This window comes from Limnohabitans planktonicus II-D5, assembly GCF_001270065.2.
Taxonomy (GTDB): Bacteria; Pseudomonadota; Gammaproteobacteria; order Burkholderiales; family Burkholderiaceae_C; genus Limnohabitans_A; species Limnohabitans_A planktonicus.
In genome coordinates this window covers 227,689-248,607 of record NZ_LFYT02000001.1, presented here as the reverse complement: position 1 = coordinate 248,607, position 20,919 = coordinate 227,689, and the positions used below count along the sequence as shown (strand labels likewise).

Below are 20,919 nucleotides of genomic sequence, written 5' to 3'. Positions count from 1 at the left end.
TTGGAACTCCTGGTGATAAAAAAATGAAACAAATGAAGCGCTCAATTGAAAAGGACACACTCGCCTTTTTGCAATTGAACAAATCATCTGCTTCTGAGTTATTTATCGGTCAACGGAAGATCAAAATTTAGGCCTTGAAGCCAATAAACAAGAATTTTTTCTTGGCTGCCGGTTTTTTTACCAGCAACTCTTCAGGCCTTTGCGCTGTGGGGCTAGCTTCATGGGTGTTATGAATGGCCACGTTCACACCGCGTACTTGTGAGGTCATGCCCTTGGGGGTGAGCAGGCCCGTCTGCATCGTGTGTCTATCTGACAAAGGTCTGGACGGGCTCGAAGACAAGCGCTGTTTGCGAAACGGGTAATCCCGGTAGACACACAGGTCCGGGCTCCCATTTGTGCGTGCCAAGTCAATGCCATGGGTCTCGCTCGCAGTCCAGCGCAGGTCAGCGCAGGCTGCACGCAGCGCTTGCGATGAAATTCAAAAAGCATTTCAGGCCAGTCAAAGAATGAAGCAGAAAGCGGGTGAAAAAGCCTTACACGCCTTGTCAGCCAATGCCTATCGGCTCTGTCAATGATCTGACAAACATGACCGAAAAATCCATGAATGAAACAGCCAGTTTCCTATTCGGATTTCGAAATATGAGTTCAACAATCCACATCCAGACAAAATTCTTTTTGCACCAAGCCTAAGCAAAGCAACTCGAAATCGTCGCATCTAGGGAATGACACATGAACCATGAACAACTGATGACTGAAATTCGCGAAGCCAACCTGACTTATTTGATGCTCGCACAACGCATGATTCGCGACGATCCGGCACAAGCTTTGTATCGTCTGGGCATCTCAGAGGAAGTCGCTGAATTGATTGCCAGCATCACCTCTGGTCAGCTCTTGAAAATTGCATCGGGCAGTGTCTTGCTTTGCCACATGCGCGGCATCGACGAAGCCGTATGGAGTTTGCTCAGCCATCAAACAGACAACAGCGTGACCAAGCGATTGCATGCCAACATCGTCATGTCCAGTCAGGTTGCCCAATCCTTATGAACAAAGAGTGGGTTCAAGTGACTAAACGCAGCATGTTGAACGAGTCGCGTCAAATCGATCGCGCTGTGAAGTTGATTGGCCTGGGTGCACGCTTGCAAGTGCTCGAAGGCGAAACCGAACTGTCCTACGAGCGTCTGCTCAAACTGTACAAAGAGGTGGCTGGGAAATCGCCCCCCAAAGGTCAATTGCCTTTTTCCACCGATTGGTTTTTGACATGGCAACCCAACATCCATGCTTCCTTGTTCATGAATATCTTCAATTACTTGCAAAAAACAAGTCTGTTGGACGATGGTGAGTTGCTGATCAAAACCTATGAACTCTACAGCGAGCAAATGGCACATTTGGAGCTTGATCCATTGCTCTCAGTGACACGGGCCTGGCGCTTGATGAAATTCATGCACAGCAACCAGCTGGCCATGAATACGTGCAAGGTATGCAGCGGGCGGTTTATCACAGACCTCTATGAAAATCCCAAATATTTCGTCTGCGGCATGTGTAAACCGCCAGCACGTGCGGGCAAAGGCCAAGCTAGCGGGTCCCTGCAATTGCAGTGAATCCAAGCACTTGAATAGCCTTGCAAACGGTCATCTATTCGAACGATCGGCTGGTGACTCACCAAATACCATCAGTGTTCATTGGCGTCATGCGCACCCCAGCCTTGACTCTTTTTTCTATGGTCACCTGAATTGAACGCTTTACAACATGCTGGTCATCATTGGGTACTTGCTTGCTTTGGGCTGCATTTTTGGTGGCTACATCATGCACGGGGGCAACATCAAAGTTGTCTTGGATGCATTGCCCAACGAGATGTTGGTGATTGGTGGAGGTGCGCTGGGGGCTTTTGTGGTGAACAACCAACCCAAAGTGATCAAAGCCACCCTGCGTTGTATGCCCGCAGCATTGAAAAGTTCGGTTCACACCAAAAAGAGCTACCTTGAGTTGATGGCCCTTTTGTTTGACATTTTGCAAAAAGCCCGCAAGGAAGGCTTGATGTCGATTGAACAAGACGTCGATTCGCCCAATGAATCCAAGTTGTTTCAGTCCTATCCGAACATTGTCAAAGATCACCACTTGACAGAGTTTTTGACCGACTATCTGCGCATGATGGTCTCTGGCAATCTCAACTCCCATGAAATTGAAGCCTTGATTGACAGTGAATTGGAAACCCATCACCAAGAAAGCCATGCACCCATTGCGGCTGTTGCCAGGGTCGCTGCGGGTCTGCCAGCCTTTGGCATCGTGGCAGCCGTCTTGGGTGTCGTCAACACCATGAGTTCCGTCGGTCAAGCACCAGCCGTGTTGGGAGCCATGATTGGATCTGCCCTGGTGGGTACTTTTTTGGGTATTTTGCTTGCCTATGGTGTGGTGGAACCACTGGGCGGATTGATGGAGCAACAAGCAGAAGACAGAAGCAAGAAATTATTGTGCGTTAAAGCCACCTTACTTGCCAGCATGCAAGGCTACAACCCCACCACTTGCATCGAGTTTGGCCGCAAAGTTTTATTTTCAACCGAACGCCCTTCGTTCAGTGAGATGGAAGAGCATGTTCGCGCCAAGCGATGAACAATCTCTAAAAAAATACCCTGCGTATGGATAGAAAAAAACTACAACCCATCATCATCAAGCGGATCAAACGGGGCAAAAACGCAGGGGCGCATGGCGGTGCCTGGAAGATTGCCTATGCGGATTTTGTCACGGCCATGATGGCGTTTTTCCTTCTGATGTGGCTCCTGGGCTCCACCTCCAAAGGTGATTTGCAAGGCATTGCTTCGTATTTCAGCAACCCCGTCAAAATTTCCTTGATGGGTGGCGATGGCGCAGGGGACAGCACTTCCATCATCACAGGGGGTGGACCTCGTTTGGAGACGAGCAAAGGCAATGCGGGTGTCAAAGGTAAAGCCAGTTCAACGGGTCGACCCGACTCTGAATTGGAAGAAAGTCGCAAGCTCCAAGAGGTGAAAAATAAAATTCTTGAGCGGATCAACAAACGTCCCGCCTTGTCTGAGTACAAAAATCAGATCAAGCTTGAAATGACCAAGGATGGCTTGCAAATCGACATCATGGACCATTCAAAAAGGCCCATGTTTGACATTGGCCAAGCAGTGGTCAAGCCCTACTTGCGTGAAATTTTGCAAGAAATTGGTGCGGGTTTGAAAGAAGTCAACAACCTGATCAGCTTGTCAGGGCATACAGATGCCACGCAATACAGCAGCGGCTTGCGTGGCTACAGCAATTGGGAGCTGTCAGCAGACAGGGCCAATGCATCTCGCAGAGAACTGGTCACAGGCGGCATGCCACAAAACAAGCTCAAGCGCATCGTAGGCATGGCAGATACAGACTTGCTTGACTCTGAAAACCCAAGCAATCCGATCAACCGAAGAATTTCTGTGGTCGTCTTGAACTATGAAGCAGCCTCCCGATTGCTCGGCGATGACCATCAATTCACTCGCCCAAAATAAGTCACGCCCCCATGAGCAAGCCACGAAATCTACACTTTTTGATCGTCGACGACCTCTCCACCATGAGGCGAATCATCAGGGGCTTGCTCACAGAGGCAGGCCATGTCGATGCCGATGAGGCTGAAGACGGTCAAGTCGCATTTCAAAAACTCAAATCAGGGCATTTTGATTGCGTCTTGACCGACATCAATATGCCCAACATGAATGGATTTGAACTGCTCAAAGCCATCAGAGAAGATGAAAAACTCAAATCTATGCCGGTATTGATGATCACCGCTGAAGCCGGCAAGGAAGAAGTCATCCAGGCCGCACAATTAGGCGCTTGCGCATATATCGTCAAGCCATTTTCCAAAGCCATCTTGGAAGAAAAAATTCACAAAGTTTTCAATCGAAAACCACATTGAGCCCTTGCTGATTTGATGTGTTTGATCAGAAGAATTGATCTGTTTTTCTGCCTTTTTTTGAACTCACACACCTTCCCAGAATTGGAACAATGAATTCCTTTCTATGGGAATACAGCCATGGCTTCAAGCCAGGACAAACACTTACCCGCGACGCAGCAACGCATTCAAAAAGCCCGAAATGATGGGCAAGTGGCGCACTCGCAGCACTTGAAGCACTTGGCCATTTTGGGTGGTGGTGCCATGGTTTTGTTCGCGCTGCTGCCGGGTATCTTGAACCAACTGCTGTCCATGATGCGCACGCAATTGAAGTTCAATGCCATGACATTGGCTCAGCCCAGTGCCATGATCGAGCAGGTGCAAACCCTGTCCAGCGTGGCCTTGAAAGCCACTTTGCCCTTGTCCTTGTGGATCAGTGCCCTGGCCGTTTTGTCCTCAGTGCTCGTCAGTGGCTTCTTGATCACCATAAAACCTTTAGGTCCTGATTTTTCAAAAATCAACCCATTGACAGGTTTGGGTCGCCTTTTCTCCAAAGACAAACTGTCAGAAGTGGCCTTGCTGGTGCTGATTGTCACGGGCTTGTGCCTTGTGACGGGTTTGTACATTCATCACCACATACACCTGCTGGCCGTGATGTCATTGCAGCATGATTCAGCCTCGCTTTTGATGGCCGGAAGATGGCTCATGGAGGGTTTGGCACTCTTGTTGCTGGTGATTCTTTTGATGGCGGCGGTTGATACGCCCCTGCAATTTTTTCTGCACCATCAGCGCTTGAAAATGTCTTTGCAGGACATGAAAGATGAATTCAAGGCGTCTGAAGGTAACCCCGACATCAAAAACAAACGGCGTGCCAAACAGCGCGAAATTGCACAACAAAACAGTGTTCGTCAGGTTGAGAAAGCAGATTTCGTCTTGACCAACCCGACACATTACGCGGTGGCCATTTGCTATGACGACACCCAGTTGGGTGCACCCCGTGTGATTGCCAAAGGCGCTGATTTGATTGCATTGAAAATCCGACAAGCGGCGCAGCAGCACAGCATCCCGCTGCTGGAATCACCGCGTTTGGCACGCGCCTTGTTTACGCATACCGAAATTGACGAAGAAATTCCAACTGCCTTGTACATGGCCGTGGCTCAAGTGCTGTCTTATGTCTACCGACTCAAGGCGTCCCTGTCAGGTCAAGGCCCGCAACCTGGCGCTTGCCCTGTTCCCGATGTGCCCGAAGAACTGGACCCGCACAGCCCTGGCTTTACCAAAGGACGCCTTGCATGAACGCTGCTTTAACGCTGTGGCGCGCACTTTTGGTCAACAAACAATCTGTGCTGCAAGGCATTGGCGCGCCATTGGTGGTGGTGGCCATCTTGGCCATGATGGTGCTGCCGCTGCCCTCTTGGGTTTTGGACATTTTCTTCACGCTCAACATTGCCGTAGCGCTGATGGTGATGATGGTGGCCTCCTACACCAAGAAAGCTTTGGACTTTGCCGTCTTCCCCACGGTATTGCTGATCAGCACCTTGCTGCGCTTGTCGTTGAACGTGGCCTCCACTCGGGTGGTTTTACTGGATGGCCACACCGGCCCTGGCGCTGCGGGTGCGGTGATTGAGGCCTTTGGACATTTTTTGATTGGCGGTAATTTTGCAGTCGGCTTGATTGTTTTTGCCATTCTGGTGGTGATCAACTTCATCGTTGTGACCAAGGGCTCTGAACGCATTGCCGAAGTCTCGGCCCGATTTGCACTGGACGCCATGCCAGGCAAGCAAATGGCCATTGACGCCGATTTGAATGCGGGTCTGATCGACAACGATCAAGCGAAAAAAAGGCGCAGTGAAGTGGGCGATGAAGCAGATTTTTTCGGTGCCATGGATGGTGCCGCGAAATTTGTGCGTGGTGATGCGATCGCTGGCATTTTGATTTTGTTCATCAACATCATCGGTGGATTGACCATTGGCATGTTGCAACACGATTTGAGTGCCACCCAGGCTGCCAACACGTATATCTTGTTGGCTGTGGGTGATGCATTGGTCGCACAAATTCCAGGCTTGTTGATTTCCATCTCTGCAGCCATGGTGGTGTCACGCGTTGGCAATGAGCAAGATGTTGGCCGGCAAGTGGCCGAGCAAATGTTGGGGTCTCCCCTCGTGCTGGGGGTGACGGGAGGCATGCTGGTGGTGCTGGGTTTGATTCCGGGCATGCCTTTGCTGGTTTTTATGCCCATGGGTGCATTGTTGGCATTTGCAGCTTGGCGACTGACACAAACACCCATTCAAAACTTGGAAGACGCCAGCACAACACAAGTCCCAGCTGACAGCGAAGCGAGCTGGGATGATCTCCAACCCGTTGATCCGCTTGGCTTGGAGTTGGGCTACCGATTGATCACACTGGTCGACAAAGACAGACAGGGTGATTTACTCAGTCGAATCAAAGGTGTTCGCAAAAAGTTTGCGCAAGAAATGGGGTTCTTACCGCCTTCTGTGCACGTCAAAGACAATTTGGACCTCAAGCCCAGTGCCTACAACATCACACTGCGCGGTGTCGTCATTGCAAGAGGCGAGGCTTTTCCGGGTCGGCACTTGGCCATCAACCCAGGCGGGGTCAGTGTGCCGGTGATTGGCAACCCGACCACAGACCCCGCTTTTGGCCTGCCTGCTTTTTGGATTGATGAAAACCAAATAGAGAATTCACTGTCACTCGGATTTACGGTGGTGGATTGCGAAACCGTCATGGCAACGCACCTTTCACACTTGATGCAAACCCATGCGGCACGCCTGCTCAGCCGAATGGAAACCCAGCAATTGGTCGAGCACATCACAGCATTGGCGCCCAAATTGATTGAAGAGGTGGTGCCTAAATTGATATCCATCCCCGTGTTTCAAAAAGTGTTGCAGTTGCTTTTGAACGAATCTGTTCACATCCGAGACATGCGCACCATCATTGAAACCTTGGCTGAATTCAGTCAGATCAATGATCCCGAAGAGCTGGCCCGAAAAATTCGCATTGCGTTGGCACCAGCGATTGTTCAGCACATTTATGGAACCGTGAACGAACTTGAAGTCATGGCCTTGGACCCCGCGTTGGAGCGCATGCTGATGCAGGCCCTGGCCAACCCCAACGGTGGTCAAGCTCTGGACCCGGGGGTGGCCGATATGTTGAGCCAATCTGCCATGGCATTGAGCCGCGAGCAAGAGGACAACGGCATGCCCGCTTGTCTTTTGGTACCCGACCCTATCCGCTCACAAATGGCGCGACTGCTGCGGCGCATTGTGCCCCGTCTGCAGGTATTGGCTCACAGTGAAATTCCGGACACACACAGCATACGAATTGGCCCTATTTTGAGAGGTAACACAGGATGAATATCCAAAAATTTTTGGCACCCAACGCACGTGCCGCCATGAACATGGCACGGCTGGCATTTGGCGAAACCACCATGATCTTGTCCAACCGCGATGTGCCTGGTGGCGTGGAAATCACAGCCACTGCGCAAGAATCTGCGCCACTGAATTTGCCATTGCCAAAGCCAAGCTCAGCACCTGCAAATTACGAAAGAACCAGTGTTGCCAGCGACACCGAAGAAATGGCCATGAGTACATTGTCGTTTCAAGACTATGTTCGAGAAAGGCTTTTGCGCAAACAACACCAAGAGAAACATCAAAGACAGCAGGAAGCCAGTCACACGGCAACATCGCAGAGCCCACAAAAATCAAGCCCAACAGGCCGCAGCGATGCGAACTTGAATGCGCTCTCTCCCGCGCTGGATTTGCGCGATGAGTGGCAAAACCTGGAAACAACAGCGAACACGTCCACCCCCAACCTGATGTCGGAGTTGAAAGACCTCAGGGCCATGGTGGAGGAGCGATTCAGCACCATGGCCTGGTTGTCACAAACCAAGCAAAAACCAGCCCATGCGGATTTAACGCAACGTCTGTTGCATGCCGGTTACTCTTCCAAACTCATCAAAGAGATGCTGGAACAACTGCCACAGGCTGCATTGGTCAACCCTCGCGCCGACATGCAAGCCGTGGCACAGCATTTGTCGCGCTGCGTTCAAACCGATTTGGCAGGCCCAAGCTTGATTGAGCAAGGCGGTCAAATGTTGGTGGTGGGCAGCAAAGGCGTTGGCAAAACAACGGCTGTGGCCACCTTGGTGGCGCATTGCGTGGAAATGCACGGCCCGGCCAGTGTCGGCTTGGTCACCCTGGACACCCGGGCCATGCTGGGCAATGAGTCCTTGCGGCAACTCACCCGGGACACAGGGGTTGTCGCACACCTGGCACACGATGTGGACGCAGCCCAAGACCTGTTGAACCTGTGGCACAACAAACACCTGGTGTTGGTGGACACCCCCGGCATTTCACTGCACCACGCCAAATCGTCCTCCAAACAAGCCAAACCTTTGCTGCCCAATTTGCACCGCCTGTTGGTCTTGAATGCCACGGCCCAAGTGGAGGTGAATCAAGCCAGTTTGAAAGCCTTTGACCACTGTAGTTTGGCAGGTGCACTGTTGAGTCACATGGACGAAGCCATCAAACTGGGCCCACTTTTGGACATGTTGATTTTGAACAAAGTGGTGCTGCGTGGGTGTACCCAAGACCTGCCATTGGCGCAAAACTGGTCCAGGCCAAACCCACTGCAGTGGGTTTCGAAAACCCTGCTCATCACACAAAAAAGCCATGTCGAATTGCAGGAGTCAGAGCTTCAAACTTTGTTTGCCAAACCTCGCACAAGCCGACAGAGCGCTGCGAATACCCCCCGGCATTGAGCCCGCGCGATGTACAACTTCAAGGGCCATCCCAATCTCAACAGCTTGCTCAAGCAACACAGCTTGATGGTCAAGCGCATTGCACACCACATGCACGCCAAGCTGCCTGCCAGTGTGGAGGTGGACGATCTGATCCAGGTGGGCATGTTGGGCTTGGCCGACGCTGTTTCCAAGTATGACAGTCAGCATGGGGCACAGTTTGAAACTTATGCCAATCAACGCATCCGAGGCGCCATCCTGGATGAATTGCGCAGCACGGACTGGATGTCACGCACTTCACGCAGAGAACAAAAAAGCATTGAAAAAGCAATCCAAAAATCAGCACAAAAACTAGGCAGAGACCCTGGCGAGCAGGAGATTGCCCATGAAATGGGAATCACCCTGAGCGCGTACCAGGAGATGCTGTCAAAGTCTCGTGGAACGCAGTTGCTTTATTTGGAAGAATTGACGGGTCAGGTCGATGGCGACGATGGTTTTTTGGACCGGTTCATCAGCGACGCTGAATCCGATCCTTTGCATTTGCTTGAAAACCAAAAAATGAGACAGTCATTGGTCGATGCCATTGGTCTTTTGCCTGAGCGAGAGCAGCGCATCATGAGCATGTACTACGAGCAAGAGATGAACCTCAAGGAGATGGCCGCGGTTCTGGGCATTACCGACTCCCGAGTCAGCCAACTGCACAGCCAGGCGATTGCTCGGCTGAGGCAGAGGTTGAAAAGCAGCCGAGCTGAATTCGATGCTTACTGACAATTAGCCGGTCAGCATGGCGCGATAGACCCTCTGAGCCCTTTTGAATCAGTTCAGGACATTGAACAAGGACAATTGTCGCGATTGTGCATACGTCTTTAAGGCAATTTCGTAGGCGATTTGATGGGACTGCATCTGGCTGATGGCTTGAGCCATGTCCAGGTCTTGTACTCGGCTGCGATCTGTTTCAGACTGATCATGTCGGGCATTGAGCAAGCTCTCCATGCGATCGGATTGATTCAAAAAAACACCTGCCTGCCCCCTTGCCGTCTGCAACTGCGTCAAGCCTGTGTCGATGTCCTTGATCCCTTGGCTGATGGCCCCACTCAACGCAGCCAGTGTGGTCGGGTTGTTGGCAGGTCCTTTTAAAGCTGCAATGGCGGTATCCATGGCTTTGAAGATGCTTGCGTTTGGACCATGGTCCGGGGTGAACATGAATGCGCTATGGCCGTCGAGTGCCATGGGCACACTGACATCGCTGGTGGCAGGCAGACCGGCCACGCCCACAAAGCTGACGACACCTGTGCCATCCTCCACAAAGGGTGTTGCCACACTGCCTAGCCCACCAAAAAGTGCCATGCCATTGCTGTCTTGCCGATTGGCCAGTTGCAACAATCTGTGGCGAAGACTTTGAATTTCATGGACGATGCCGGCGCGCTGCGGTGTGTCTAGCGTGGCATTGCTTGCGCTCACCAACAACTCACGGACTCGCTGCAAATCATCGATGCTTTCGCCTAAAGTGCTTTCAGCCAATGTCATGCTGCTGCGCTGGAGGTCTATGGCGCGAAGATCAACTTTGATTCTTTCAATGCGTGTCATGGCACGTTCGGCTTGCGCCGCACCTACCGGGTCATCGCTGACTTTGTTGATGCGCTTGCCCGTTGATATCGCCAGCTGCGACTGATCCAAGCTGGCTTTGCGAACGGTCAGTTGCGCCAGCACCGTTTCGTTGCTGTTGTTTGTGCCATTGCGGCTGCTGATCGGGTTCATGGTGTTGAAGCCTTAAAAAGTGGTGGAGTCCAAAAATCAGCGCCCTAAGTCTTGCAGCAAGGTGTCCATGACACGCTGCGCCACTTGCAAGATCTTGGCGCTGGCTTGATAGGCCTGCTGGAATTGCATCAAGCGAGCGGCTTCTTCGTCTAAATTCACGCCTGACACTCTGGCTTTTTGTGCAAGCATGTTGGCAGCCATGCTTTGCGATGCATCCGAAGCGAACTGAACACTTTGCACCCTGAGACCTATTTGAGACACTGCATTGGCATATGCATCTGTCAAACGCCCTGCATCGAGCAGTTTGGCATCGCGCAAATCCAGGAGTGCTCTGGCATTGCCTGAGTTGGCAGGCATTTGAGTTGGCGTGCCATGGCCTGATGCGGGATTTACAGAGGCAGCAGCCACGGTGAGCGGTGAAGTCAGAAGCGATTGGATGCTGCCTGCGGCATCTGCGAAAGGCTTGAACAGCATGCGCTGACTGGCACCCAGGGCTGGAGACGTGAGCTTGAATGTCAAGCCATCAATCGTTTTCGATGCAAGCTCAGTGTCGCTCAAGAAATCCGTTTTTTTTCCATCCATTTGGCGGATGACATGCCCCCCTGTACCGGCACTGTCCATTTGAACGACATAATTGGAGGCACTGAACTTGCTAGGATCTGTGAACAGGACATGCCCCTGCGCACCATCCACATTGAGTCCCTCAACTTGCTTCGGGATTGAAAACATCGCCTGGCCAGGCTTGCCTTCAAAGTCCCATCCAGCCCTGTGCTGTTGGTTCACCGCCAAGCCCAACGCCATGGCCAAACGTCCACTCAGGTTTTTGGCCAGAGACAAATCGTTTTGCTCAAATTCAAGCAAGCCTTTGAGCTGACCGCCGGCTATGGTTGAGTCGTCCAGGGTGCGCAAAGTGCTGCCATTTTGCAACTGCAAGCGACTGAGCGATGCATCCTGAGCATCGCAGACTACGGAGATCGCACCGGCTTTCGATCCTTGAACGACGGCTTGGTTGGCCACAAACACGCTCAACGAGCCATCGTCCTGCATCAACTGAGTCGTTTGAATGTATTCGTTGAGTTCCAGAACACATTGCTCTCGACTGTCTAGCCAATCATGGCTTGGCTGTCCGCTGCCTTGGGTGCTTGTGATTTGCTGATTCAAGGCAGCAATTTTTTCAAGCAGCGTATTGGCCTGCTGGGCTTTACCTTGCAGTTCAGATCGGGTGCTGATGGCCAATTCTGTGATCTCTGAATGGCTTGCTCGCAGGCGATCAGCAACGCTTTGCACGCCGGTCAGCACAACGGTGCGTGCGGTCATGTCATTGGGCGCTGCGACCACCTGTGAAAATGCATTGAACATGTCGCCAATGGCCATTCCCAAGCCTGCAGAGCCGTTGGGAAAATTCATTTCCAAAATGCCCAATTTTTCAGCACGACTTGCGTCAGCAGCCTGCTGTGCGCGTGTGGTGTTGAGCTGAGCACTTAAAAAATCACTGTACACCCGCTCAACACCTGCAACATTCACACCGCGCCCGATAGAGCCGCCTATTCCCAAATGACCAGGATCACTTTCAAGGCGCACCGTCTGGCGCGAATAACCGGGGGTGTTGACGTTGGCAATGTTGTGACCAATGGTCTGCAAGGCTGCAGAATTGGCGTTCAATGCGCGCATTCCAATGCTGAGTAATCCGCTCATGTGGCCTTGCCTTTGATGTTTTGTGTGCGCATGGACATGGCAATGGCACGGCTGAGTTTGTGGGCGTACTGGGGATCGGTGGCATAGCCAGCTTGCTGTAAATGGGTGGCGTACGTTTGTGCGTTGTGCATGTTGCCTGCAGCTTGGGCATAGCGGGCCGATCCGGTGATCAATTTGGCGTAGTCTTTGAATGAATCGGCATAAGAGTCATAGGCCCGAAAACGGGCCACGATCTTGACAGCTTGGTTTTGAATGTATTCGGTGGTCATGACTTCTGCGACTTTTCCCTTCCAGCCTTTATCGGCTTTGATGCCAAATAAATTGAATGCGCTGGTGCCATCTTTGTGGCGAATTTCATGTTGACCCCATCCACTTTCCAATCCCGCTTGACCCAACATAAAGGGTGCCGGAATCCCGCTGTCCTGCGATACCTTGTCAGCGGCCTGCTGGTGTTGACTGACAAATTCAGCCGCTTTGGGCGCCACTGTCTTGACACCGAGCGATTGAGTGGGGGTGTACGCAGCCAATGGTTTTTCAGCGCTTGTGACTTGCTTGCTCAATTGCCGGGCAATGATCTCTGAAAGCCCACCGGGCCGGCCCGACATGGCTTGCGCCAATTGTTGGTCGAGCAAGTCTGCGCTCACGTCACCGGCTTGGCTGTCAAGCAAACCTGATCGCATGGTGGCTTGCCGCATGCTTTTGATGAGTTCACGCATGAACAAGGATTCAAACTCTTTGGCCGCCTGCGCAATGGCGGCCGGGTCTTTGCGCTTGGCCTCCAACTTCAAAGTGCCCAGCGCTTTGACATCGAAAGCCAGAGAAGGACTGCGCTTCATGGATGAGGGCGTCATGTTATTGCACCACCAACTCGGCCAGCAAGGCACCTGCAGCCTTCATGGCCTCTAAGATGTGCAGTAAGTCTTGCGTGGTCGCCCCCATCAAATTGATGGCACGCACCACATCTTCCAGCTTGGGGGCTGCTGCGATGTACATCAGACGGCCCTCACCCTCTCGCATTTGAATATTGGCTTTTTCCTTGACCACCGTTGACCCCGAAGACAGGGCCCCGGGTTGGCTGATCACCGGGGTTGCGCTGACGGTGATGGTGAGATTGCCATGCGCAATGGCACATGGCCCCAAAGTGACCGATTGGTTGAAGACAATAGAACCCGTGCGGGCGTTGATCACCACCATGGCCGCTGGCAGACTGGCCTCAAACTTGATTTCTTCCAAATCAGCCAAAAAACTGACACGCTCGTTGGCATCTGTGGGGGCATCCACCTGAACACTGCGGCCGCTCAAGGCGCGTGCTGTGCCGGTACCAAAATGCGTGTTGATGGCATCGGTGACCTTGCGTGCCGTTTGAAAATCTGAGGAGTTGAGTGCCAACTGAATAAATGGGCCTTGCAACAACGATGTGGTCACACTGCGCTCAATCTGCGCCCCATCGACAACACGCCCCACACTCAATTGATTCACTTGAACGCGGCTGCCCGCCTGTGATGCACCGGCACCACCCACAATCACATTGCCTTGGGCCAGGGCATAAATTTCGCCATCAGCACCTTTGAGGGGCGTGGTAATCAAGGTCCCGCCCTTGAGCGATTTGGCATTGCCAATGGAGGAAACCACCACATCCACCAGTTGGCCGGGCTCGGCAAAGGCAGGTAATTTACCGGTCACAATGACCGAGGCGATGTTGCGCAGTTGTGGCGCAGGGCCGCCACCGCTTGGAAGGCCAATGCCTTGTTGCTTTAAATAGTTGGAAATGCTTTGAGAGGTATAGGGCATTTGAGCGGTTTGATCGCCTGTGCCGTCCAAACCGATGACGATGCCGTACCCGGTGAGGTGATTGCTTCGAACGCCTTGTACCGAGGCGATTTCTTTGATGCGTGTGGGCTGCGCCTGACAGAGCAAGGGGGTCACTGCGCTGGCCAACAGCAAACTGATGAGTGGAATGGTTGAATTTTTCAACATGAGGTGGCCATCTGATGGTGCGAGATGCGCATCAAAACGGGAGGAACTTCATGAAGATGCGCGACAGCCAGCCCATGGCTTGCGCCTCACCTTGAGCGCCTAAACTTCCAGAAGCAATACGCGCATTGGCCACTTGTGCAGAACTGATGACATTGCCTGTGCGAATGCTACGAGGGTCTACCGTGCCAGAGAATTTGAGGACCTCGACATTTTCATTCAGGCCCATTTGTTTTTCACCGTATAAAACCAAATGTCCGTTGGGCAATATATCGACCACGGTGGCGGTGATGGTGCCGCTGAAATTGTTCTCGCTTTCAGTGCCCCCCTTGCCAGCAAAATTTTGTCCTGACTTGACGCCTGCGCCGAGTCGAGTATTCAAAGAGGTGCCCAACAAAGGCAATGCCGTCACACTGGCATTCAAGGCCGTACTGCGGTCAATGTTGGAAGATGAAGATTGTTTGGCATTGACGTTTTCCATGATTTCAATGGTCATGATGTCGCCCACCAGGCGTGCGCGGTAGCTCTCAAAAGCAGGGCGGTAACTGGACGTCACAAACAAACTGCCATTCGGCGTGCTTGGCGCAAGCACTTGCAAGGTCTTGTCTTTGGCGTGGGCGTACTGACTGGGATCTACCAAAGCGACCTTGGGCGATTGGCGCAATGTTTCGCAACCTGTCAGGCACACCATGGATAAAAAAATCCCCATCCATGTGCTTCTTTGAATCATCCAAGTTGCCCCAGTTTTTGCAGCATTTGATCTGCGGTTTGAATGGCTTTGGAATTCATTTCATACGAGCGCTGGGTTTGAATCATGGCCACGAGTTCTTGCACCACATTCACATTGGAGCCTTCCACATACCCTTGCATCACACTGCCCAATCCATTGGTGCCCGCAGCACCGGCAACAGGAGCGCCTGAAGAGGCAGATTCGCTGTAAAGGTTCTGCCCCCTTGGCTCCAGGCCTGCAGGGTTCATGAAGCCCACCAAATTGATCGTGCCCACGTTGACCACAGCCGCCGAGTTGGGCTGGGTGACCGAGACGACGCCATCGGCGGAAATCGTCACTCCCTTGGCGTTGGCAGGGATGGTGATGTTGTCACTCAAGGCAAAGCCTGACGAAGTGACCAAGCGTCCCGATGGGTCCACTTGAAAAGCACCATCTCGGGTGTAGGCGTTGGTGCCATCGGGTAGGGTAATTTGGAAAAATCCTTGTCCATTGATGGCCAAGTCCATGTTGTTGCCGGTCTGCTGCAAGCTGCCTTGTGTGAATGAGCGCTGAGTTGCCACAGTGCGCACCCCTAAGCCCACTTGCAGCCCCGTGGGCAACTGGCTTTGTTGACTGCTGCTGGCACCCACTTGCCGCATGTTCTGGTACATCAAGTCTTCAAAAATGGCGTTGGCGCGCTTGTACCCATTGGTGGAAACATTGGCCAAGTTGTTGGAAATAATGTCCAGCTGGTTTTGCTGCGCCTGCATGCCGGTTTTGGCAATCCATAGTGCATTGATCATGACGTCATCCTGTTGTGTTTCAAAAAATCAACCTAGAAAAACGCAGTTGAACGCGCCCGAGGGTGCTGCCATGGGGGCAATGGCCAGGCGCGAGGAGGCCGCAGGCTGCACCCCTGCAACGACGAGCAACGCCGCCAGTGCCCCCCAGGGCTGTGCCATCGGGTGCGTAGCGGGATTACCCACAAGGTGAGCGTCTTCGTGCTCACAGAATTCAGAATACATCAGGGTTTCCAGCGGGTTTAAAGCGGTCAACTGCGTTTTCTAGGATGATTCATCTGCCGTTCATGTGACGTGCACTTTCGTGTTCATGTGGCGCTTGCACACTGCCGATGTGGTCTGTCAAAGGCCCACACAAAGTGTTTGAACGTCAACAACAGGAGAAACCTCATGAACGCAACTTTCACCCCCCGCCGCACCTGGCTGGCTCTGGCTTTGAGCGCCCTGTCCGCTTCGGCCATGGCCTTCACCCCCACCGTGGTCAACACCAACATCACCGAAGCCGATGTGAAAGCCGCTCAGGACGCCTGGGGCAAGGCCCTGATCCAGATCAGCGATGACTATGCCAGCGGCGGTCTGCCCAAGGCCAAGGCCACCGCCAACGCAGTGCTCGATGCCGCTTACGGCTACAACATGGGTGTGGTGCTGTTCAAGCCCACGCTCACCCATGGCCAGCAAACCTTCCGCACCACCAAAGCCGGGGCCTTGGCCTACTTTGTGGGCGATGACAAGGCCTTTGCCAGCGACAGCGGCTTTGCCCTCAAAGGCTGGAAAAAATACGAATACCGCAATGCTGGTGTGTTCATCAACGGCGACATCGCCCTGACCCAAGGCCATGTCATCCTGACCAACAAGGATGGCCAAGTCACCACCGTGGACAAAACCTGGGCCTTCAAGAAGGACAACAAAGGCCAGCTGCGCATCGTGCTGCACCACTCGTCCTTGCCTTTTCAGCCCAGCAAGTAAACGCGACTTTCGCCCTTGTACAAGGTGTCGACAAGGGCCACTCAGGGGCATGACCTGGCCTGATGGCACGGTTTCAATCCGTGCCGGTTAATGCCTGTTCAGTTAGATTTTGTTCAGAAATTTGATTGATTTTTGGTGAAATATTCTGCGACAGATCCGGATGATGGCGATTCTTGTTAGCCAAGGACGCCGCCATGAATGCCGCCATCATCCCGATCCCTTTACCTGACGCAGCCCTCTTCACCCCCGGCGGCGCCTTGCACGAGCGCAGCGCCCTGCGCGAAGCCATCGCCCGCGCCACCCGCTTGCCTGAAGCGCAGGCCCTGGCCCCCTTGCTGGCCGCCGCACGCATGAGCGGCCCCCAAGCCGAACGCACCGACGCGCTGGCCCGCCAACTGGTGAGGGGCATGCGCGAAGGCCCACAACAAGGCGGACGTGCAGGCCGCGTGCAAAGCCTGATGCAGACCTACGCGCTGTCCAGCGAAGAAGGCGTGGCCCTGATGTGCCTGGCCGAGGGGCTGCTGCGCATTCCGGACGCAGCCACGCGCGACGCGCTGATCCGCGACAAGATTGGCCAGGGTGACTGGCACCAGCATGTGGGCCGCAGCCCGTCGCTGTTTGTGAACGCCGCGTCCTGGGGCCTGCTGCTCACGGGCAAGCTGGTGGCCACCCACAGCGAGGGCGCGATGCTGGCCTCGCTCACCCGGCTGATCGGCAAAAGCGGCGAGCCGCTGATCCGCCAGGGCGTGCAGCTGGCCATGCAGATGCTGGGCGAGCAGTTTGTGACGGGCGAGACGATTGACGAAGCCCTGCACCGCGCCCGCGCCATGGAGGCGCAAGGCTTTCGCTACTCCTACGACATGCTGGGCGAAGCGGCGCTGACCGAAGCCGACGCGCAGCGTTACATGCAGGCCTATGAAAACGCCATCCACGCGATTGGCCAGGCATCCAAGGGCCAAGGCGTGGTGAACGGCCCGGGCATTTCGATCAAGTTGTCGGCCCTGCACCCGCGCTACAGCCGCGCCCAGCACCAGCGCGTGATGGATGAACTGTTGCCCCGCGTGTTGCAGCTCACCGAGCTGGCCCGCCACTACGACATCGGCCTGAACATCGACGCCGAAGAGGTGGACCGCCTGGACATCTCGCTCGACCTGCTCGAAGCCCTGTGCTTGGCCCCTAGCCTGCAAGGCTGGCACGGCATCGGTTTTGTGATCCAGGCTTACCAAAAGCGCTGCCCTTTTGTGATCGACTTTGTGGTGGACTTGGCACGCCGCACAGGCCACCGGCTGATGGTGCGTCTGGTCAAAGGCGCGTATTGGGACAGCGAGATCAAACGTGCCCAGCTGGACGGGCAAAGCGACTACCCGGTCTACACCCGCAAGCACCACACCGATGTGTCTTACCTGGCCTGCGCCCAAAAGCTGCTGGCCGCGCCGGATGCGGTGTATCCCCAATTTGCCACGCACAACGCGCACACGCTGGCGGCCATTGTGAGCATGGCCCAGGGCATGCACGGCGACTACGCGCCGGGCCAATACGAGTTTCAGTGCCTGCACGGCATGGGCGAACCGCTGTACCGGCAGGTGGTCGGGCGAGCGAGCGCCGCCGGGCCGTCCCAAGGCGCGAGCACCCCCTCGGGGGGCAGCGGGCTACACGAAGTGAGCCTGCGTGGGGGTAGACAGTTTCAGCGCCCTTGCCGCATCTACGCCCCGGTGGGCACACATGAAACCCTGCTGGCCTATCTGGTGCGCCGCCTGCTCGAAAACGGGGCCAACAGTTCATTCGTGAACCGCATGGCCGACCTGAGCGTTTCCATCAGTGATCTTGTGCAAGACCCGGTGGCTCGCACCGAAGAAGACGCCCAGCGCGAAGACAGCAGCCCCGGCCAGCCCCACCCGCAAATCGCGCTGCCCGCGCAGCTCTATGGCGCGGCCCGACGCAACTCCAGCGGGCCTGACCTGGCGCACGAGCCCACGCTGCGCCAATTGGCCGCAGACATGCAAACGCAGGTGAAGCCTGTCACGGTGACGCCTCTGACCGCATCACCTGCCTTGGGCGGTGCCATCCACACCCTGCGCAACCCCGCCGACCACAGCGACGTGCTGGGCACAGTGCAATACGCCAGCCCGGCCGATGTGGAGGCTGCGCTGCAAGCCGCCACCCGCATTGCCCCCGACTGGGCCGCCACACCACCCGCTCAACGCGCCGCCTTGCTGGAGCACGCGGCCGATCTGCTGCAGGCCGATGCACCCCGTGTGATGGCTTTGCTGGTGCGCGAAGCAGGCAAAACCTGGGCACACGCCGTGGCCGAGCAGCGCGAAGCGGTAGACTTTTTGCGCTACTACGCCGCACAGGTGCGCCGCGACTTTGACAACAGCACTCACACGCCGCTGGGCCCGGTGCTGTGCATCAGCCCGTGGAATTTTCCGCTGGCGATTTTTGTGGGGCAGGTGGCTGCGGCGCTGGCCGCAGGCAACCCGGTGCTGGCCAAACCGGCCGAAGCCACCCCCGCCATCGCCGCACTGGCCGTGCAGAAGCTGTGGCAAGCCGGCGTGCCCCGGGCCGCTGTGCAACTGCTGCCGGGCCCAGGCCGCGAGGTGGGCATGCAACTGGTGCGCGACGCCCGCGTACAAGGCGTGCTGTTCACCGGCTCCACCGAGACCGCCCGCGTGCTGCAAGCGGCGCTGGCCGAGCGCCTGAACGCGCATGGCCAACCTGTGCCCTTGATCGCCGAGACCGGTGGTCAAAACTGCATGGTGGTCGACTCGTCAGCCCTGCTCGAACAAGTCGTGACCGACGCCGTGGCTTCAGCCTTTGAGGCGGCCGGCCAGCGCTGCTCTGCCCTGCGCGTGCTGTGCGTGCAGGGCGATGTGGCCGACCGCCTGGTCGAGATGCTGCAAGGCGCCATGGCCGAAATCCGCATGGGTGCGCCCGCGCATCTGGCGGTGGACATGGGGCCGGTGATCGACGAGCGGGCCCGCATGGGCATCGAAGCGCATGTGAGCGCCATGCAGCAAAGCGGCTGCCGCGTTTACCGTATCTCCCGCAACGCACCGGATGAGACGAACGCGTGGCCCATCGCAAAAGCCCACCCCGTGGGCGATCAGACGCCTGTCGGGGCTGAAGCCACCGACCTACAGACATCCCGTAGGTCGGCACCTTCAGGTCCGACGTTGCAGGCTTTGGCGCAGGCCCATGTCGAGGCTCAAGCCACCGATCTGCAGACACACAGCTTTGTAGGAACCAGCCCTGCTGGCGATTCGACGCATGTGGACCACAGGCCATTGCTTGCAGGGCAAGCACCCACAAAATCCATGCAAAGCGCAACACCCGAAAGGACAAAAAATTCCAACGCCTTGCCCTCAGGCACCTACGTCCAGCCCACGCTGATCGAAATCGACCGCATCGCCCAGCTGGAGCGCGAAGTGTTTGGCCCGGTGCTGCACATCGTGCGTTATGCCCGCAGTGAACTGCCCGAGCTGCTGCAAGCCATCCACGACACCGGCTACGCACTCACGCTGGGCGTGCACTCGCGCATCGAAGAAACCATCGCTCAAGTCATTGACCACAGCCACGCGGGCAATGTCTATGTGAACCGCAACATGGTGGGCGCGGTGGTGGGCGTGCAGCCCTTTGGCGGCGAAGGCCTGTCGGGCACCGGCCCCAAGGCGGGTGGGCCGCTTTACCTTTTGCGATTGTTGGCGCGTTGCCCGCAGGACGCCGCCTTGCGCAGCGTGCAGGCCAGCGGCGCGGCATCGCTGCCCCAGGCCACCCCTGCGCTGCAAGCCCTGCACGACTGGGCGGTGGCCCAAGGCCGTTTGCCGCTCGCACATGTGTGCGCGCAATTTGCCGCGAACAGCCCGGCGGGTCTGCAAGCCAGCCTGAGCGGGCCCACCGGCGAGCGCAACGTCTACCGTGTGCAAGCCCGTGGGCGAGTGCTGTGCCTGACGGGCGAACAGCCCGGGGCCGATGCCGACCGCCTGACGCAAGTGGCCGCCGTGCTGGCCGTGGGCAGCTGCGCCGTGTGGCCCCTGTCCGCCCAGGCGCTGCACGCACAGCTGCCCGTGGCGGTGCAAAGCCAGGTGACGCTGGAAGAGATCGCCAACGGCCACCCGGTGGACGCCGCCTTGCTGCACGCCGACGCAGCCACCACACTGCACTGGCAAGCGCAGCTGGCACAGCGCCCGGGGGCCATCGTCACGCTCACGGCCCTGCGCCCGGGCGACGCCGCCGTGCCGCTGGCGCGCCTGGTGAGCGAGCGCAGCATCAGCACCAACACAGCCGCTGCGGGAGGCAACGCCAGTTTGATGACACTGGGTGCTTGAGCGTTGAATATGTCTGCGTTTTCTATGGAGCCGACATGCTTAAGTTAGAA

19 protein-coding genes are annotated in these 20,919 nt (G+C 55.5%); 11 read left to right on the top strand and 8 right to left on the bottom strand.

Features of this window, described 5'->3' with window-relative positions:
* Window positions 1-127 precede the first annotated feature (127 nt).
* Window positions 128-298, bottom strand: coding sequence for a hypothetical protein (locus H663_RS41490; protein ID WP_165803835.1), 171 nt, complete (start codon window positions 296-298; stop codon window positions 128-130).
* 431 nt (window positions 299-729) lie between these two features.
* On the opposite strand from H663_RS41490, the gene flhD reads away from it, so the two are divergent.
* From flhD to H663_RS21240, 9 genes are all read left to right on the top strand, one after another.
* Entirely contained in the window at window positions 730-1,044 is a 315-nt protein-coding gene (flhD, locus tag H663_RS21280; RefSeq protein WP_053174705.1) for a flagellar transcriptional regulator FlhD, read from the top strand.
* Complete coding sequence (gene flhC, locus H663_RS21275; protein ID WP_053174702.1) at window positions 1,041-1,598, top strand: flagellar transcriptional regulator FlhC; 558 nt, start codon at window positions 1,041-1,043, stop codon at window positions 1,596-1,598. The genes flhD and flhC overlap by 4 nt, the downstream gene beginning before the upstream one ends.
* Window positions 1,599-1,746: 148 nt before the next feature.
* On the top strand, window positions 1,747-2,607 hold the full coding sequence (gene motA / locus H663_RS21270; RefSeq protein WP_053174699.1) for a flagellar motor stator protein MotA: 861 nt from the start codon (window positions 1,747-1,749) through the stop codon (window positions 2,605-2,607).
* 26 nt (window positions 2,608-2,633) lie between these two features.
* Window positions 2,634-3,503 (top strand): flagellar motor protein MotB, encoded by an 870-nt coding sequence (gene motB, locus H663_RS21265; protein ID WP_053174696.1) that lies wholly within the window; start codon window positions 2,634-2,636, stop codon window positions 3,501-3,503.
* An 11-nt stretch (window positions 3,504-3,514) separates the two neighbouring features.
* Window positions 3,515-3,907 carry a response regulator gene (locus H663_RS21260; protein ID WP_053174692.1) on the top strand — a complete coding sequence of 131 codons (393 nt, stop codon included), beginning with the start codon at window positions 3,515-3,517 and terminating at the stop codon, window positions 3,905-3,907.
* Window positions 3,908-4,024: 117 nt separating this feature from the next.
* Window positions 4,025-5,179: an EscU/YscU/HrcU family type III secretion system export apparatus switch protein gene (locus H663_RS21255; protein WP_053174688.1), complete on the top strand. Its 1,155-nt coding sequence runs from the start codon at window positions 4,025-4,027 to the stop codon at window positions 5,177-5,179.
* Window positions 5,176-7,257, top strand: coding sequence for a flagellar biosynthesis protein FlhA (flhA, locus tag H663_RS21250; protein ID WP_053174685.1), 2,082 nt, complete (start codon window positions 5,176-5,178; stop codon window positions 7,255-7,257). The genes H663_RS21255 and flhA overlap by 4 nt, the downstream gene beginning before the upstream one ends.
* Window positions 7,254-8,663: an FtsK/SpoIIIE domain-containing protein gene (locus H663_RS21245; RefSeq protein ID WP_053174682.1), complete on the top strand. Its 1,410-nt coding sequence runs from the start codon at window positions 7,254-7,256 to the stop codon at window positions 8,661-8,663. Before flhA ends, H663_RS21245 begins: the two co-directional genes overlap by 4 nt.
* Window positions 8,664-8,672: 9 nt before the next feature.
* Window positions 8,673-9,410, top strand: a complete 738-nt coding sequence (locus H663_RS21240) for an RNA polymerase sigma factor FliA (protein WP_053174679.1) — start codon at window positions 8,673-8,675, stop codon at window positions 9,408-9,410.
* A 48-nt stretch (window positions 9,411-9,458) separates the two neighbouring features.
* Here the strand turns inward: H663_RS21240 and flgL are convergent, their stop codons facing one another.
* The 7 genes from flgL to H663_RS21205 are packed head-to-tail and all read right to left on the bottom strand — an operon-like array spanning window position 9,459 to window position 15,833.
* Window positions 9,459-10,400, bottom strand: coding sequence for a flagellar hook-associated protein FlgL (flgL, locus tag H663_RS21235; RefSeq protein WP_053174676.1), 942 nt, complete (start codon window positions 10,398-10,400; stop codon window positions 9,459-9,461).
* A gap of 36 nt (window positions 10,401-10,436) precedes the next feature.
* Window positions 10,437-12,095: a flagellar hook-associated protein FlgK gene (gene flgK, locus H663_RS21230; RefSeq protein WP_083451269.1), complete on the bottom strand. Its 1,659-nt coding sequence runs from the start codon at window positions 12,093-12,095 to the stop codon at window positions 10,437-10,439.
* Window positions 12,092-12,946, bottom strand: a complete 855-nt coding sequence (flgJ, locus tag H663_RS21225) for a flagellar assembly peptidoglycan hydrolase FlgJ (RefSeq protein WP_053174671.1) — start codon at window positions 12,944-12,946, stop codon at window positions 12,092-12,094. The genes flgK and flgJ overlap by 4 nt, the downstream gene beginning before the upstream one ends.
* A 1-nt stretch (window position 12,947) precedes the next feature.
* The gene (locus tag H663_RS21220; protein ID WP_053174668.1) at window positions 12,948-14,072 is read right to left on the bottom strand and encodes a flagellar basal body P-ring protein FlgI; all 1,125 of its coding nucleotides are present in this window, start codon (window positions 14,070-14,072) and stop codon (window positions 12,948-12,950) included.
* A 31-nt stretch (window positions 14,073-14,103) separates the two neighbouring features.
* Window positions 14,104-14,778, bottom strand: a complete 675-nt coding sequence (locus tag H663_RS21215; RefSeq protein WP_116695769.1) for a flagellar basal body L-ring protein FlgH — start codon at window positions 14,776-14,778, stop codon at window positions 14,104-14,106.
* Window positions 14,779-14,795: 17 nt separating this feature from the next.
* Window positions 14,796-15,581, bottom strand: a complete 786-nt coding sequence (flgG, locus tag H663_RS21210) for a flagellar basal-body rod protein FlgG (protein WP_053174663.1) — start codon at window positions 15,579-15,581, stop codon at window positions 14,796-14,798.
* A gap of 27 nt (window positions 15,582-15,608) precedes the next feature.
* A complete protein-coding gene (locus H663_RS21205; RefSeq protein ID WP_133239933.1) occupies window positions 15,609-15,833 on the bottom strand; it encodes a hypothetical protein in 225 nt (74 codons plus the stop codon).
* Between the two features lie 135 nt (window positions 15,834-15,968).
* Between H663_RS21205 and H663_RS21200 the strand changes: the two genes are divergently transcribed.
* Together H663_RS21200 and H663_RS21195 are read left to right on the top strand one after the other, a co-directional pair.
* On the top strand, window positions 15,969-16,544 hold the full coding sequence (locus tag H663_RS21200) for a hypothetical protein (protein WP_053173207.1): 576 nt from the start codon (window positions 15,969-15,971) through the stop codon (window positions 16,542-16,544).
* 194 nt (window positions 16,545-16,738) lie between these two features.
* Window positions 16,739-20,869, top strand: coding sequence for a proline dehydrogenase family protein (locus H663_RS21195; RefSeq protein ID WP_053173205.1), 4,131 nt, complete (start codon window positions 16,739-16,741; stop codon window positions 20,867-20,869).
* Window positions 20,870-20,919: the final 50 nt, after the last annotated feature.